The sequence below is a fragment of the Streptomyces sp. NPDC057474 genome (assembly GCF_042802555.1).
Lineage (GTDB): Bacteria > Actinomycetota > Actinomycetes > Streptomycetales > Streptomycetaceae > Streptomyces.
In genome coordinates, this window is record NZ_JBHVDX010000245.1 from 1 (window position 1) to 14598 (window position 14598).

Genomic DNA, 14598 nt, shown 5'->3' on the forward strand with positions numbered 1-14598 from the left:
TCAACGCCCACCGCTCCGGCACCATCAAGGGCCTCAGCGCAGAGGTCGGCGCCTCCATCACCTCCGGCGCAGCCATCTGCGAAATCAAGGACTGACCGCACGGCTCGACTCCGCTGAGCACCCGCGCCCCATAAGGGGCGCGGGGCTGTGTCGACATGCGACTCCGCAGCGTGGGCGCGATCAGCCACGATCGACCGGCACCCGCGCAACTTCCGCAATCACCCGAGCTCTTAGGCTGAACCCACCACCCAGCGAAGAGAGCAGGTGACCCCTTGCCGACCACACGGCCCATGCGAGCCGACGCCCGCCGCAACCACGACCGACTGCTCACGGAGGCCCGCCTCGCCTTCGCGGCCCACGGAACCGCCGCCTCGCTCGAAGACATCGCCCGCCGCGCGGACGTGGGCATCGGCACCCTCTACCGCCACTTCCCCAACCGCCAGGCCCTCCTGAGCGCGGTCTTCGAGGAAGCCGTCGGCGACCTGCTGGCCCGCGCCCAGGCGCAACTCGACGCGGCCCAACCCTGCGCCGCACTGGTCGCCTGGCTGCGCGACATCATCACCCACGCGGGCGAATACCGAGGTCTGGCCCAGGCCTTGATGACGGTCTCGTACACGGACTCCCGCGCCGCGGACGAGAACACCTCGGACCTGGCCCGGTGCTGCGCCCCCATCCGAGAGGCGGGCACCGCCCTCCTCGAGCGGGCGCAACACGCCCACGCCGTACGCGACGACGTGTCCATCGGCGACCTGCTCCAGCTCACCCACGCGATCGCGCTGGCGGCCGAGGAAACCCCGGACGACCCGGAGTTGGCCGACCGCCTGCTGACGTTGACCCTGCGCGGCCTGAAGCCGTAACCGGCGAGCGGCCCCTACCGGCCTGACCGGCGAAGCGACCGGACGACGTAGCCGACGAGACACCCGTGACGCCTGTGGCGCCGTGACGCCCGTGACACCCGTGACGCCCGAGCGGACGTACACGCGGGCTACCGGCGGCGCAGATCAGCGACCCGGGCCGCCCGCTCCCGCTCCCGTTCACCGGCCGGCGGCTGGTCCCCCAGGACCGTGGCGGTGCGCAACTGCGGCGCGGTGCCATGGACCTGGTTGCGGCGGGGCCCCGGAAGGGGCACGTCCCGGCGCGATGGGCGCGCCGGGACGGGATCGCCTCCCGTACCACCGCCGCCCGACGCCCCGGCCACGGAGATCTGCACGCCCTGATCGGCCAGGGCCTGCAACTCGGTGACCGCGCGGTCGTCGTGGCCGGGCGGGTCGTCGGTGACCAGCCGGGTGATCACATCGGTCGGCACCGTCTGGAACATCGTGTCGGTGCCGAGCTTGGTGTGGTCGGCGAGGACGACGACCTCGGCGGCGGCCTGGACCAGCGCGCGGTCGACGGACGCCGACAGCATGTTGGACGTGGACAGGCCGCGCTCGGCGGTCAGTCCGCTCCCGGAGAGGAAGGCCTTGGAGACGCGCAGCCCCTGGAGGGACTGCTCGGCACCGGAGCCGACCAGGGCGTAGTTGGAACCGCGCAGGGTGCCGCCGGTCATCACGACCTCCACACGGTTGGCGTGGGCCAACGCCTGGGCCACCAACAGGGAGTTGGTGACGACGGTCAGCCCGGGGACCCGCGCGAGCCGGCGTGCCAGCTCCTGCGTGGTGGTCCCCGCCCCGACCACGATGGCCTCGCCTTCTTCGACGAGGCTCGCGGCGAGGTCGGCGATGGCCGTCTTCTCGGCGGTCGCGAGATGAGACTTCTGCGGAAAGCCGGACTCCCGCGTGAACCCGCCCGGCAATACCGCACCGCCGTGCCGGCGGTCGAGGAGTCCTTCTGCCTCCAGAGCGCGCACGTCCCGCCGTACGGTCACTTCGGAGGTCTGGACGACGCGTGCGAGCTCACGGAGCGACACGGCTCCATTGGCCCGCACCATTTCGAGGATCAATTGGCGACGTTCTGCAGCGAACACGAAACTGACAGTAACGCCAACGACCATCTGCTTTCAGCAGTTTGCGCCGAATAGCAGAAGTTGTTCGCACGGTGGGGCGAGAAGTGATATAGGGGCCATCCGGGACGGAACCCGTCAGACAATCGTCAGACGCCGTCGCCGGACTTGCGCGTGTGGAGCTGGCGCGCGACCTCGGCGATCGAACCCGACAGGGACGGGTACACGGTGAAGGCGTTCGCGATCTGTTCGACGGTCAGGTTGTTGTCGACCGCGATCGAGATGGGGTGGATCAGTTCCGAGGCGCGCGGGGAGACGACGACACCGCCCACCACGATGCCGGTGCCCGGCCGGCAGAAGATCTTGACGAAGCCGTCCCGGATGCCCTGCATCTTGGCGCGCGGGTTGCGCAGCAGCGGCAGCTTCACCCCGACGGCGTCGATGACCCCGGCGTCCAGGTCGGCCTGGGTGTAGCCGACGGTGGCGATCTCGGGGTCGGTGAAGACGTTGGACGACACGGTCTTCAGGTTGAGCGGGGCCACGGCGTCGCCGAGGAAGTGGTACATGGCGATCCGGCCCTGCATGGCGGCCACGGAGGCGAGCGCGAAGACGCCGGTCACGTCACCTGCGGCGTACACACCCGGCGCACTCGTCCGGGAGACCTTGTCGGTCCAGATGTGTCCCGACTCCTTGACCTTGACCCCGGCCTCCTCGAGGCCCATTCCCGCGCTGTTGGGGATGGCGCCGACGGCCATCAGACAGTGCGAGCCGCTGATGACCCGTCCGTCCGCGAGCGTCACCTCGACCCGGTCCCCCACCCGCTTGGCGGACTGGGCCCGGGACCGCGCCATGACGTTCATACCGCGCCGCCGGAAGACGTCCTCGAGGACGGCGGCGGCGTCCGGGTCCTCGCCCGGCAGCACGCGGTCACGGCTGGACACGAGCGTGACGCGCGACCCGAGCGCCTGGTAGGCACCGGCGAACTCGGCACCGGTCACACCGGACCCGACGACGATCAGCTCTTCGGGCAGCTCGTCCAGGTCGTAGACCTGCGTCCAGTTGAGGATCCGCTCCCCGTCGGGCTGCGCGTCGGGCAGCTCACGCGGATGACCGCCGGTGGCGATGAGCACGGCGTCGGCGGTCAGCGTCTCCTCGGACCCGTCGGCTGCGCGCACCACGACCTTGCGCGACCCGTCCAGATCCTGCTGCCCCTTTAGCCGCCCGCGCCCGCGCATGACCCGCGCGCCGGCGCGCGTCACGGACGCCGTGATGTCGTGCGACTGCGCCAGCGCGAGCCGCTTCACACGCCGGTTGACCTTGCCGAGGTCCACCCCGACGACACGCGCGGGCGTGTCGATGTGCGGAGTGTCGTCGGCGACGATGATCCCCAGCTCCTCGTACGAGGAGTCGAAGGTCGTCATCACCTCGGCCGTCGCGATGAGCGTCTTCGACGGCACGCAGTCGGTCAGCACCGACGCCCCGCCCAGACCGTCGCAGTCCACGACGGTCACCTCCGCACCGAGCTGCGCGGCCACCAGCGCCGCTTCATATCCGCCGGGTCCGCCACCGATGATCACGATCCGAGTCACGTACTCCATTGTCCCGTACGAACGCGGGTGGCACGTCCCCGGGGGGTACGGGGCGCCCGGGGACGCACCGCGAGGTGCGCAAGGAACCGCGCGACCAGCCACGACGAACCCGCGGCCGCCGCACGACAGTCCCCCGACCCGATAGGCACCCCACCCCGTCCCACCCCCTCCCGTACCCTCTCCCCATGTCGCTCTACGCCGCCTACGCCGGCAACATGGACTCGCGTCTGATGTCCCGCCGCGCCCCCCACTCCCCGCTGCGCGCAACCGGCTGGCTGAACGACTGGCGGCTGACCTTCGGCGGCGAGCACATGGGCTGGGAGGGTGCTCTGGCCACGGTCGTCGAGGCGCCGCGCTCCCAGGTCTTCGTGGCGCTGTACGACATCGCCCCCATGGACGAGGACGCGATGGACCGCTGGGTCGGCGTCGGCCTGGACATATACCGCCGGATGCGGGTCCGCGTACACACCCTCGACGGCGAGGAACCGGCCTGGGTCTACGTCCTCAACGGCTACGAGGGCGGCCTGCCCTCGGCCCGCTACCTGGGGGAGGTCGCGGACGCGGCGGAGTCGGCGGGCGCGCCCCACGACTACGTGATGGAACTGCGTAAACGCCCCTGCTGAGGCGTCGGCCGAGAGGCGCGAGGCAGGTCTCGCGCCCGAACTCCCCGTCGGAAACGACAAGACAACGATCCCGATCCGGTGAGCCTCGTCATCTACGCGCGTAGGCTGGGACCGGATACCCTCATCGCGTGAACGCATCTCTTCTTCCGGACGACATCCAGGGCGACCCGTACGCCGCCGCCGACGCCGCCGCCGCGCGCCTGCGCGAGCTGACGGGCGCCGAGACCCACGACGTCGCTCTTGTGATGGGCTCCGGCTGGGCCCCGGCCGTGGACGCGCTCGGCGCCCCCGAGGCCGAGTTCCAGGTCACCGAGCTGCCCGGTTTCCCGCCGCCGGCGGTCGAGGGCCACGGCGGCAAGGTCCGCTCGTACAAGATCGGTGACAAGCGCGCGCTCGTCTTCCTGGGCCGCACCCACTACTACGAGGGCCGCGGTGTCGCCGCCGTCGCGCACGGCGTCCGTACCGCCGTCGCCGCCGGCGTGAAGACGATCGTCCTCACCAACGGCTGCGGCGGTCTCCGCGAGGGCATGCGCCCCGGCCAGCCGGTGCTGATCAGCGACCACCTGAACCTGACGGCGGCGTCGCCGATCGTCGGCGCGAACTTCGTCGACCTCACGGACCTCTACTCCCCGCGCCTGCGCGCCCTGTGCAAGGAGATCGACCCCTCGTTCGAGGAGGGCGTCTACGCGCAGTTCACGGGCCCCCACTACGAGACCCCGGCGGAGATCCGCATGGCCCGCGTCATCGGCGCGGACCTGGTCGGCATGTCCACGGTCCTGGAGGCCATCGCCGCCCGCGAGGCCGGCGCCGAGGTGCTGGGCATCTCCCTCGTGACCAACCTGGCGGCCGGTATGACGGGCGAGCCCCTGAACCACGAAGAGGTCCTCCAGGCGGGCCGCGACTCGGCGACGCGTATGGGCGCGCTGCTGACGCAGGTACTGAACCGCCTGTAGACAGGGGGCGGGCTTCGCGCCTCGCAAGGGGCGCGGGGCCGTATCGGCTGTGCGGCTCCGCCGCGTGGGCGCGACCGGCCACCACACCAGAACGAGAGGTTGACCCCCGTGCACGACGACCTGATCGCCCGCGCCAAGGCGTGGCTGGCCGAGGATCCCGACCCGGAGACCCGGGACGAACTCGGCAAGCTGATCGACGCGGCGGACACGGCGGAGCTGACCGCCCGCTTCTCCGGCACCCTCCAGTTCGGCACCGCGGGTCTGCGCGGCGAACTCGGCGCCGGCCCCATGCGTATGAACCGCTCGGTCGTCATCCGCGCCGCCGCGGGCCTCGCCGCGTACCTGAACAAGAAGGGCGGCAGCGGCGGCCTCGTCGTCATCGGCTACGACGCCCGCCACAAGTCCGCCGACTTCGCCCGTGACACGGCCGCCGTGATGACCGGCGCGGGCCTCCGCGCGGCCGTCCTCCCCCGCCCCCTCCCCACGCCTGTCCTGGCCTTCGCCATAAGGCACCTGGGCGCGGTCGCCGGCGTGGAGGTCACGGCCAGCCACAACCCGCCCCGCGACAACGGCTACAAGGTCTACCTGGGCGACGGTTCCCAGATCGTGCCCCCGGCCGACGCCGAGATCGCGGCCGAGATCGACGCCGTACTGTCCCTCGACGACGCCCCCCGCCCCGACGCCGGCTGGGACACCCTGGACGACACCGTCCTGGAGGCCTATCTGGCCCGTACGGACGCGGTCCTCGCGCCGGGCTCCCCCCGCACCGCCCGCACCGTCTACACGGCCATGCACGGCGTCGGCAGGGACACCCTGCTCGCGGCCTTCGCCCGCGCGGGCTTCCCGGAGCCCGTCCTCGTCGCCGAGCAGGCGGACCCGGACCCGGACTTCCCGACGGTCGCCTTCCCCAACCCGGAAGAGCCCGGCGCGATGGACCTCGCCTTCGCGAAGGCCCGCGAGACGGACCCCGACCTGATCGTCGCCAACGACCCCGACGCCGACCGCTGCGCCGTGGCGGTCAAGGACGGCACCGACTGGCGGATGCTGCGCGGCGACGAGGTGGGCGCGCTCCTCGCCACCCACCTGGTCGATCGAGGCGCACAGGGCACGTTCGCCGAGTCCATCGTCTCCTCCTCCCTCCTCGGCCGTATCGCCGAGAAGGCGGGCCTCCCCTACGAGGAGACCCTCACCGGCTTCAAGTGGATCGCCCGCGTCGAGAACCTGCGCTACGGCTACGAGGAGGCCCTCGGCTACTGCGTCGACCCCGAGGGCGTCCGCGACAAGGACGGCATCACGGCGGCCCTCCTCATCACGGAACTCGCCTCGCAGCTCAAGGAGGAGGGCCGCACCCTCCTCGACCGCCTGGACGACATCGCCGTCGAGCACGGCCTGCACGCCACCGACCAGCTTTCGGTCCGCGTCCAGGACCTCTCGCTGATCGCCCGCGCGATGGACCGGCTCCGCGAGCAGCCCCCGACCGCCCTCGCCGGCCTGGCCATCACCAGGGCCGAGGACCTGACGCGGGGGACGGACAGGCTCCCGCCCACGGACGGCCTGCGCTACACCCTCGACGGCGCCCGCGTGATCGTCCGCCCCAGCGGCACGGAACCCAAGCTGAAGTGCTACCTGGAGGTCGTGGTGCCCGTCGCCGACCACACCGGTCTCCCGGCGGCCCGCACGAAGGCGGCCGGTCTGCTGGCCGGGATCAAGCGGGACCTGTCGGCGGCGGCGGGTATCTGACCACTTCCTGCCCCTCCCCGGACGCACGGATGCCCCGGCCGGATCACCGGCCGGGGCCTCCGTGCGTCCGGGCCGGAGACCGGCCGGGGAGCGGTTACGGCACCAGCACCAGCGCCGCCACCCACACCACGGCCAGCACCACACTCAGCGGCCACAACGGCATCCCCCGGCCCCTGTGCTCCCCTTCGGGCCGCAGCGCGGGCTCCCGCCACATGGCGGTGATCTCGGCGGCGGTCCTCTCGTACGGGTGGACCAGGCGCAGCTTCCGCTCCAGCCAGCGCCAGCGCTCCGCCCGGACCGTCCAGGTCGGGAAGGACGCCCGGCGGCTGTCCACCGTCAGCACGGAACCGCTGCACCGGACGGCCATGAGGTGGTCCCACTCGATGTGCCGTGTCCGACGCCAGCCACTCAGCCACAGGCCCGAGCGGTCGGCCGTGATGCGCCAGAGCAGCAGCTGGGGCAGCGTCAGGACTCCGAAGACGCCGAGCAGGCCTCCGAGGACGTGCTGCCCCAGCCCGTTCGGGTACAGCCCGATGGCGGCGATCAAGAAGATCGTGACGAGGGCGGCGGTCCAGTCGGCCCACCCCGCCCGCCAGCGCCGTACGGGTACCGGCTCCTCACCCAGCCGCGCTCTGCTCTCCGTGACGGCCGTGGCACGCAGCTCCTCGTGGACCGCGCTCCGCCGCGCCCCGGCCTGCTGCGCGGCGACCCGACGCCGTACGGCCCGGTCGGACAGCGGTCGCACCGGCCCGCTCGACGACTCGACGACCAGCTCCGAGGGCGAACCGCCCGCCCCCTCGGCCCCGTCCGTGCCGCCTTGCGCTCCCGGCTTCTCCAGGTCCACCGGTCCCTGAGATGGCTCCGGCTCCTCCGGCTTCCCCGCCGCGCTGACGATCACGATCTCGGCGCCGTCGTGGGGCGGCCCGTACAGCACGGCCTCGCGCAGGGGGCCGGGCTGCTCGTCGTCATCGTCGTCGTTCTCGACGGCTTCGAGGAGTTCGTCCGCCTCCTCCCGGCCGATGCGCTCCTCGAACTCCTCGTCGCTGTCGTCGTCGTACCACTCCTCGGCCGCGACGGTGAACAGCGGCCGCAGTGCCTCCACATCGTCGGCGGCGAAGACCTCGACGTCCCCGTCAACGCCGTCGCGTACGAGCACCCGTACCACCGGCACGGGAGCGCGCCGCAGCGCGGCGGCCCGGCGGCGCCCCAGCCACCCGGAGAGCAGCGCGGTGAGCCCCCAGCCGACCACGAACCATCCGACGAGTGTGACCTCGTGCCGGTCGGTGGCGACGTCCCAGCCCGAGGAGATGGAAAGGAGCCCCGCTCCGAGTACGGTCAGCACGCAGCCGAGCCCCATGAGGAACCGGCCGCGCCGCAACGGCCCCACCTCGTCCGGCACCGTGGCGGTCGCACCCTCGGCGGCCGCCACGGCCCACTGCCGCTGGAGCCTGCGCTTGCTCAGCCGGATCTCGGCCGTGGCCCAGGTGAAGGTCACGGCGAGGCCGCCCAGCAGGGTCGCCACGTCGTGCGTTTCCCCGCGCCAGGCCAGCAGGAGCATGAGCACGGGCGCCGAGAACCGTACGACCTCGGGCCTGACCAGGGTCCACACCAGTTGCAGCGGGACCAGCACGGCGAGGGCGGCGGGCACCTCAGCGAAGTTCGCCAGCCAGAAGCCGACGATCAGGCCGCCCGGGACCACGGCGAGGAGGTGCAGGGGGCGCGTCCGTACCGGCACCCAGACGGGCGGCCGGGTCCGCGCCCAGGCCTCCAGCTTCTCCCCGCTCCAGGGGACACAGTCCCCGGGCACGGCGGTCGCGGGCAGCCGGCGCGGTGGGGGCCCGGGCCGGGGCTGGGGCTGGGGCTGGGATTGGGGCTGGGATTGGGGCTCAAGCTTCGTACTCATCGTTCCGTGACACTCCGGCCGCCGTCGTGGTTGCGACGTTCGGGGCCCAATGCACCCTGGTTCATGGGGAGTTGGGTTGTCGCATGCTTCCCGGACGTTTCGTCCGGCGCGTTTCACGCCACCATAGAACAGATGTCCGGAGCAATTCCCCCTGGAGCGCCCGGCATCAGGTGCCCGTCAGGCGGCGGAATTCAGCAAACGGCCGAGGGCGGGGGTCGGGTGTGGTTCGCGTGGGACGGCGGTGGCCGGCCCGTGGCGACGTCCGCGCGTTCGCACGAGGCCCGGCACGTCGCATGCCGCTCCATACGCACATGGACCGCCGGCGATACGGCCACGGAGCGCCCGTTCTTCCCCAGGACACCCCTAGGACGGGAAGACGCACCACCCGGCGCGGGGCACCCCGCACCGGCGTACCGACCGACAGTTCAGTCGGACGGGGTCACCCCAACGCGATCAGCACCACCAGCAACACGGTCCCCGCCACCGCGGGCGCCACGATCTCCCAGGCCCACCGCACACTCGGCTCCCCCTGCGACCCGACCGCCTTCGCCCGCGCCTCGCACAGCTCCCGCAGATCAGCCACGATCTGATCGGTCTCCGCCCGCACGGGCCGCGCGACCGAGGCCGTACGTCCCCCACCGTCCCCCTTGGCCGCCCGATGAGCCTCCCGGGCCTGATGTCGAGCGGCCTTCTTACGGCCACGCAGCGAAACGGGAATCGCCCAGAGCTGATACTTGGCACCGCCCTGGTCGACCACCTCATTGGTGTAACCGGACCGAAGCGACACGACAGACGCCCAGGGCAGGTCGATCACCCGAAACGGATTGCGCACCCGCAGCCGATCATCATTGGCGAACACCGCCGGCCGCACCGAGAAAGCGACCACCAGCGGCACAGCCACCAGCATCGAGGCCAACGCCAGCCAGGGCGTCCGCCCCTCCCCCGACACGACCGCGTCCCCCCCGAGCCAGGCGAACAACCCGAGCAGCAGCACCCCGCCCACCAGTCCGGCGGGCGACCGGTACACCCGGTCCTTGTACACGGGCTTGCCGGGCTTCGACGCATTCGACGCAGGGGCCGCCGCAGCCACCGGAACCTGCTCGACCTTCGGGGTCTCCGAAGCCGCCGCAGCCTCCGCACGCTTCCGCCCCGCCGACGTGTGCTCCGGCTCGGGCGACGATTGTTCCGAGGTGCTCATACGTCCGATTCTGCCCGACGCCTCGAACCCCTGCGGAAGGGGCCGTGCCCCGTAGGGGCGCGGGGCTGTATCGATGTGCGGCTCCACCACGTGGGCGCGAGCAAGCACAGGCCACCCGCCCCCGTCACACAGCACGCATCCCCGAGCTATCTGGGCGCCCGCCGAACGAACCCGAGGGCTGTACACCTGCTACGCGCGTAGATATGCTCGTCTGGTGACCATGTCCACAGCTGCACCCCACGCTCTCGCCGACGTCACCGCGTCCGACAGCACGCTGCGCCGCTTCCTCCACGGGCTGCCCGGCGTCGACCCGGTCGGCCTGGAGGCGCGCGCCGCCTCGCTCGGCACCCGTTCGATCAAGACGACCGCCAAGGCGTACGCCATCGACCTGGCCATCTCCATGGTCGACCTGACGACCCTGGAAGGCGCGGACACCCCGGGCAAGATCCGGTCCCTCGGCGCCAAGGCGGTCCTCCCCGATCCCACCGACCGCACCACCCCCGCCACGGCCGCGGTCTGCGTCTACCCCGACATGGTGCCCGCCGCCAAGGCGGCCGTCGCCGGCTCCACCGTCAAGGTCGCCTCCGTGGCCACCGCGTTCCCGGCCGGCCGCGCCCCCCTCGCCGTGAAGCTGGCCGACGTCCACGAGGCCGTCACCGCCGGCGCCGACGAGATCGACATGGTCATCGACCGCGGCGCGTTCCTCGCGGGCAACTACCTCAAGGTCCACGACGAGATCGTCGCCGTGAAGGATGCCTGCGGAACCGCCGCCCGCCTGAAGGTCATCTTCGAAACGGGCGAACTCTCGACCTACGACAACATCCGCCGAGCCAGCTGGCTCGGCATGCTCGCGGGCGCGGACTTCATCAAGACCTCGACCGGCAAGGTCGCGGTGAACGCCACCCCCGCCAACACCCTCCTCATGCTGGAAGCCGTCCGCGACTTCCGCGCCCAGACCGGCGTCCAGGTCGGCGTGAAGCCCGCCGGCGGCATCCGCACCACCAAGGACGCGATCAAGTTCCTCGTCCTGGTCAACGAGACCGTCGGCGAGGACTGGCTGGACAACCACTGGTTCCGCTTCGGCGCGTCCTCGCTCCTCAACGATCTGCTGATGCAGCGCCAGAAGCTGGCCACCGGCCGCTACTCCGGCCCCGACTACGTGACGGTGGACTGATCCCCATGGCTTCCGCATTCGAATACGCACCGGCCCCCGAGTCCCGGGCGATCGTCGACATCGCCCCCTCCTACGGCCTGTTCATCGACGGCGAGTTCACCGAGGCCGCCGACGGCAAGGTCTTCAAGACGGTCAGCCCCGCCTCCGAGGAGGTCCTCTCCGAGATCGCCCAGGCGGGCGAGGCGGACGTGGACCGCGCGGTGCGGGCGGCGCGCAAGGCCTTCGAGAAGTGGTCCGCACTCCCCGGCGCGGAGCGCGCGAAGTACCTCTTCCGCATCGCCCGCATCGTCCAGGAGCGCAGCCGCGAACTGGCCGTCCTCGAAACCCTGGACAACGGCAAGCCCATCAAGGAGACGAGGGACGCCGACCTCCCCCTGGTCGCCGCGCACTTCTTCTACTACGCGGGCTGGGCCGACAAGCTCGACCACGCCGGCTTCGGTACGAACCCGAAGCCGCTCGGCGTGGCGGGCCAGGTCATCCCCTGGAACTTCCCCCTCCTGATGCTGGCGTGGAAGATCGCCCCGGCCCTGGCCACCGGCAACACGGTGGTCCTGAAGCCCGCCGAGACGACCCCCCTCTCCGCCCTCTTCTTCGCGGACATCTGCCGCCAGGCGGGCCTCCCCAAGGGCGTCGTCAACATCCTCCCCGGCTACGGCGACACGGGCGCGGCCCTGGTCGCGCACCCGGACGTCAACAAGGTCGCCTTCACGGGCTCCACGGCGGTCGGCAAGGAGATCGCGAAGACGGTCGCGGGCAGCCGCAAGAAGCTGACCCTCGAACTGGGCGGCAAGGGCGCGAACATCGTCTTCGACGACGCCCCCATCGACCAGGCCGTCGAGGGCATCGTGACCGGCATCTTCTTCAACCAGGGCCAGGTCTGCTGCGCGGGCAGCCGCCTCCTGGTCCAGGAGTCGATCCAGGACGAGCTGCTCGACTCCCTGAAGCGCCGCCTGTCGACGCTCCGCCTCGGCGACCCCCTCGACAAGAACACGGACATCGGGGCGATCAACTCCGAGGAGCAGCTCACCCGCATCACCTCGCTCGTCGAGCGCGGCGAGTCGGAGGGCGCCGAGCGCTGGTCCCCGGCCTGCGAACTCCCCTCGGCGGGTTACTGGTTCGCCCCGACGCTCTTCACGAACGTCACCCAGGCGCACACGATCGCGCGGGACGAGATCTTCGGCCCGGTCCTCTCCGTCCTCACCTTCCGCACCCCGGACGAGGCCGTCGCCAAGGCCAACAACACCCAGTACGGCCTCTCGGCGGGCATCTGGACAGAGAAGGGCTCCCGGATCCTGGCCGTCGCGAACAAGCTCCGTGCGGGCGTCGTCTGGTCCAACACGTTCAACAAGTTCGACCCGACGTCGCCGTTCGGCGGCTACAAGGAGTCGGGCTTCGGCCGCGAGGGCGGCCGCCACGGCCTGGAGGCGTACCTCGATGTCTGAGAAGACCGAAAAGACCGAGCGCGCTGAGCGACTCTCCGTCTTCAAGACCTACAAGCTGTACGTCGGCGGGAAGTTCCCGCGTTCCGAGAGCGGCCGGGTGTACGAGGTGACGGACTCAAGGGACAAGTGGCTGGCGAACGCGCCCCTTTCTTCCCGCAAGGACGCCCGAGACGCGGTCGTCGCCGCCCGCAAGGCGTTCGGCGCCTGGTCCGGCGCGACGGCGTACAACCGCGGCCAGGTCCTCTACCGCGTCGCGGAGATGCTGGAGGGCCGCAAGGGCCAGTTCGTCCACGAGGTCGCCGACGCCGAGGGCCTGTCGAAGTCGAAGGCCGCCGCCCAGGTGGAGGCGACGATCGACCGCTGGGTCTGGTACGCGGGCTGGACCGACAAGATCGCCCAGGTGGTCGGCGGCGGAAACCCGGTGGCGGGCCCGTACTTCAACCTCTCCTCCCCCGAACCGACGGGCGTGGTCGCGGTCCTGGCCCCCCAGGAGTCGTCCTTCCTGGGCCTGGTCTCGGTCCTCGCCCCGGTGATCGCCACGGGCAACACGGCGGTCGTGGTGGCGAGCGAGAAGTCCCCCCTCCCGGCGCTGTCGCTGGGCGAGGTCCTGGCCACCTCCGACGTACCCGGCGGCGTCGTCAACGTCCTCTCCGGCCGTACGTCGGAGATCGCGGCCCCCCTCGCCGCCCACCAGGACGTCAACGCGATCGACCTGGCCGGCGCGGACGGCGTCCTGGCGAAGGAACTGGAGATCGCCGCGGCCGACAACCTGAAGCGCGTCCTCCGTCCACAGCCTGTGGACGACTGGTCGGCGTCACCCGGGATAGACCGCATGACGGCATTCCTGGAGACGAAGACGGTGTGGCACCCGACGGGCTCGCTGGGCGCGTCCGGGTCGGCGTACTGAATCAGAGCGTCGGGGAACTGCGGGCCGTCGGGACGGTGCAGGCCGTCCGTGGTGGTCGCGCAGTTCCCCGCGCCCCTTACGGGCACTCGGCACAATCCACCCATCACCTGGCCCGGCACCGGAATGCTCCCGGCCGACGGCGCCTGCGCCACCGGCCCCGTCATGTCGAGCCATCAGCGGTGCCATCTTCCCCCGCATGTGTCCACCGCGGAAAGTGATCATATGGATACGTACGGTAGTTGAGGCGTGATGTTGAGGTGTGATGTGCGTTCCAAGGGCGACCCGCCGTCTCGGCGAGAGCCGCGTCATGCCTCACACTGGACTCTCGTGAGTTCGCATCCCCCGATACCGACCCGGGTCGTCCTGCTGTCCGGTCCGTCCGGCTCAGGCAAATCCCTCCTCGCCGCCCGCTCCGGCCTGCCCGTGCTGCGGCTCGACGACTTCTACAAGGAGGGCGACGACCCGACGCTGCCGCAGGTGGAGGGCAACGCGGACATCGACTGGGACCACCCGCTGTCGTGGGACGCGGACACCGCCGTAGCGGCGATCGAGGAGCTGTGCCGCACGGGCCGTACGACCGTCCCGACGTACGACATCTCGCTCAGCGCGCGTACCGGCGCGGAGGCCCTGCACATCGGGCGGACCCCGGTGTTCATCGCCGAGGGCATCTTCGCCGCCGAGATCGTCGGGCGCTGCCGTGAACTCGGCCTGCTGGCGGACGCGCTGTGCCTGACCCGCGGCCCGGTGAAGACCTTCCGCCGCCGCTTCCTGCGCGATCTGAAGGAGGGCCGCAAGTCGGTGCCGTTCCTGCTGCGGCGCGGCTGGCGGCTGATGCGCCTGGAGCGCTCGATCGTGGCCCGCCAGACGGAGTTGGGCGCCCACCCCTGCGACCGGGACGAGGCGCTGGGCCGTCTGGCGGCGGCCGCCGCGGGCCGCTGCGCGAAGGCGACGGCCTGAAGGCAGACATGAAAGCGGGACTGGACGGACCCCCCGGCCCTCCAGTCCCGCTTCCCCCGTGCTCCCCCGTGTTGCACCGTCGTGGTCCCCCCGGACCCCCGCCGGTTCCCCCCGGCCGTCGCGTCGGCGCTCCCCCGCGCCACCGTGACGTCCCCCGTTTCCCCCGTACT

Annotated in this window: 12 protein-coding genes; 8 read left to right on the plus strand and 4 right to left on the minus strand. The window is 71.5% G+C overall.

Features of this window, described 5'->3' with window-relative positions; translation table 11 throughout:
• Positions 1-290 precede the first annotated feature (290 nt).
• Positions 291-857 carry a TetR/AcrR family transcriptional regulator gene (locus ACFU53_RS40680; RefSeq protein ID WP_384004531.1) on the plus strand — a complete coding sequence of 189 codons (567 nt, stop codon included), beginning with the start codon at positions 291-293 and terminating at the stop codon, positions 855-857.
• A gap of 128 nt (positions 858-985) precedes the next feature.
• On the opposite strand, the gene ACFU53_RS40685 is transcribed toward ACFU53_RS40680, so the two are convergent.
• Both ACFU53_RS40685 and ACFU53_RS40690 read right to left on the minus strand, forming a co-directional pair.
• Positions 986-1993, minus strand: a complete 1008-nt coding sequence (locus ACFU53_RS40685; protein ID WP_384004533.1) for a DeoR/GlpR family DNA-binding transcription regulator — start codon at positions 1991-1993, stop codon at positions 986-988.
• Between the two features lie 98 nt (positions 1994-2091).
• Positions 2092-3540: an NAD(P)H-quinone dehydrogenase gene (locus ACFU53_RS40690; protein WP_384004535.1), complete on the minus strand. Its 1449-nt coding sequence runs from the start codon at positions 3538-3540 to the stop codon at positions 2092-2094.
• A 176-nt stretch (positions 3541-3716) separates the two neighbouring features.
• Here ACFU53_RS40690 and ACFU53_RS40695 point away from each other — a divergent pair, with 176 nt between their 5' ends.
• The 3 genes from ACFU53_RS40695 to ACFU53_RS40705 all read left to right on the plus strand — a co-directional run bounded on the left by ACFU53_RS40695 (position 3717) and on the right by ACFU53_RS40705 (position 6847).
• On the plus strand, positions 3717-4154 hold the full coding sequence (locus tag ACFU53_RS40695; protein ID WP_384004537.1) for a gamma-glutamylcyclotransferase: 438 nt from the start codon (positions 3717-3719) through the stop codon (positions 4152-4154).
• A gap of 128 nt (positions 4155-4282) precedes the next feature.
• The gene (locus ACFU53_RS40700; RefSeq protein ID WP_037694512.1) at positions 4283-5107 is read left to right on the plus strand and encodes a purine-nucleoside phosphorylase; all 825 of its coding nucleotides are present in this window, start codon (positions 4283-4285) and stop codon (positions 5105-5107) included.
• 108 nt (positions 5108-5215) lie between these two features.
• Positions 5216-6847 carry a phospho-sugar mutase gene (locus tag ACFU53_RS40705; RefSeq protein ID WP_384004539.1) on the plus strand — a complete coding sequence of 544 codons (1632 nt, stop codon included), beginning with the start codon at positions 5216-5218 and terminating at the stop codon, positions 6845-6847.
• A 94-nt stretch (positions 6848-6941) separates the two neighbouring features.
• Here ACFU53_RS40705 and ACFU53_RS40710 read toward each other — a convergent pair whose 3' ends face one another.
• Positions 6942-8750, minus strand: a complete 1809-nt coding sequence (locus ACFU53_RS40710) for a hypothetical protein (RefSeq protein ID WP_384004541.1) — start codon at positions 8748-8750, stop codon at positions 6942-6944.
• Between the two features lie 439 nt (positions 8751-9189).
• Positions 9190-9948, minus strand: coding sequence for a PH domain-containing protein (locus tag ACFU53_RS40715; RefSeq protein ID WP_384004543.1), 759 nt, complete (start codon positions 9946-9948; stop codon positions 9190-9192).
• A gap of 220 nt (positions 9949-10168) precedes the next feature.
• Here ACFU53_RS40715 and deoC point away from each other — a divergent pair, with 220 nt between their 5' ends.
• From deoC to ACFU53_RS40735, 4 genes are all read left to right on the plus strand, one after another.
• Positions 10169-11122 carry a deoxyribose-phosphate aldolase gene (gene deoC / locus ACFU53_RS40720; RefSeq protein WP_384004551.1) on the plus strand — a complete coding sequence of 318 codons (954 nt, stop codon included), beginning with the start codon at positions 10169-10171 and terminating at the stop codon, positions 11120-11122.
• Positions 11123-11127: 5 nt separating this feature from the next.
• A complete protein-coding gene (locus ACFU53_RS40725; protein ID WP_384004545.1) occupies positions 11128-12564 on the plus strand; it encodes an aldehyde dehydrogenase family protein in 1437 nt (478 codons plus the stop codon).
• A complete protein-coding gene (locus tag ACFU53_RS40730; RefSeq protein ID WP_384004547.1) occupies positions 12557-13471 on the plus strand; it encodes an aldehyde dehydrogenase family protein in 915 nt (304 codons plus the stop codon). Before ACFU53_RS40725 ends, ACFU53_RS40730 begins: the two co-directional genes overlap by 8 nt.
• A gap of 327 nt (positions 13472-13798) precedes the next feature.
• Positions 13799-14428, plus strand: coding sequence for a uridine kinase (locus ACFU53_RS40735; protein ID WP_384004549.1), 630 nt, complete (start codon positions 13799-13801; stop codon positions 14426-14428).
• The last annotated feature ends 170 nt before the right edge of the window (positions 14429-14598 follow it).

Bases quoted from the DNA above. Each gene is read 5' to 3' on its own strand.
- ACFU53_RS40680 (WP_384004531.1), top strand. From the start codon at position 291: ATGCGAGCCGACGCCCGCCGCAACCACGACCGACTGCTCACGGAGGCC.
- ACFU53_RS40685 (WP_384004533.1), bottom strand. From the start codon at position 1,993: ATGGTCGTTGGCGTTACTGTCAGTTTCGTGTTCGCTGCAGAACGTCGC.
- ACFU53_RS40690 (WP_384004535.1), bottom strand. From the start codon at position 3,540: ATGGAGTACGTGACTCGGATCGTGATCATCGGTGGCGGACCCGGCGGA.
- ACFU53_RS40695 (WP_384004537.1), top strand. From the start codon at position 3,717: ATGTCGCTCTACGCCGCCTACGCCGGCAACATGGACTCGCGTCTGATG.
- ACFU53_RS40710 (WP_384004541.1), bottom strand. From the start codon at position 8,750: ATGAGTACGAAGCTTGAGCCCCAATCCCAGCCCCAATCCCAGCCCCAG.
- ACFU53_RS40715 (WP_384004543.1), bottom strand. From the start codon at position 9,948: ATGAGCACCTCGGAACAATCGTCGCCCGAGCCGGAGCACACGTCGGCG.
- deoC (WP_384004551.1), top strand. From the start codon at position 10,169: ATGTCCACAGCTGCACCCCACGCTCTCGCCGACGTCACCGCGTCCGAC.
- ACFU53_RS40725 (WP_384004545.1), top strand. From the start codon at position 11,128: ATGGCTTCCGCATTCGAATACGCACCGGCCCCCGAGTCCCGGGCGATC.
- ACFU53_RS40730 (WP_384004547.1), top strand. From the start codon at position 12,557: ATGTCTGAGAAGACCGAAAAGACCGAGCGCGCTGAGCGACTCTCCGTC.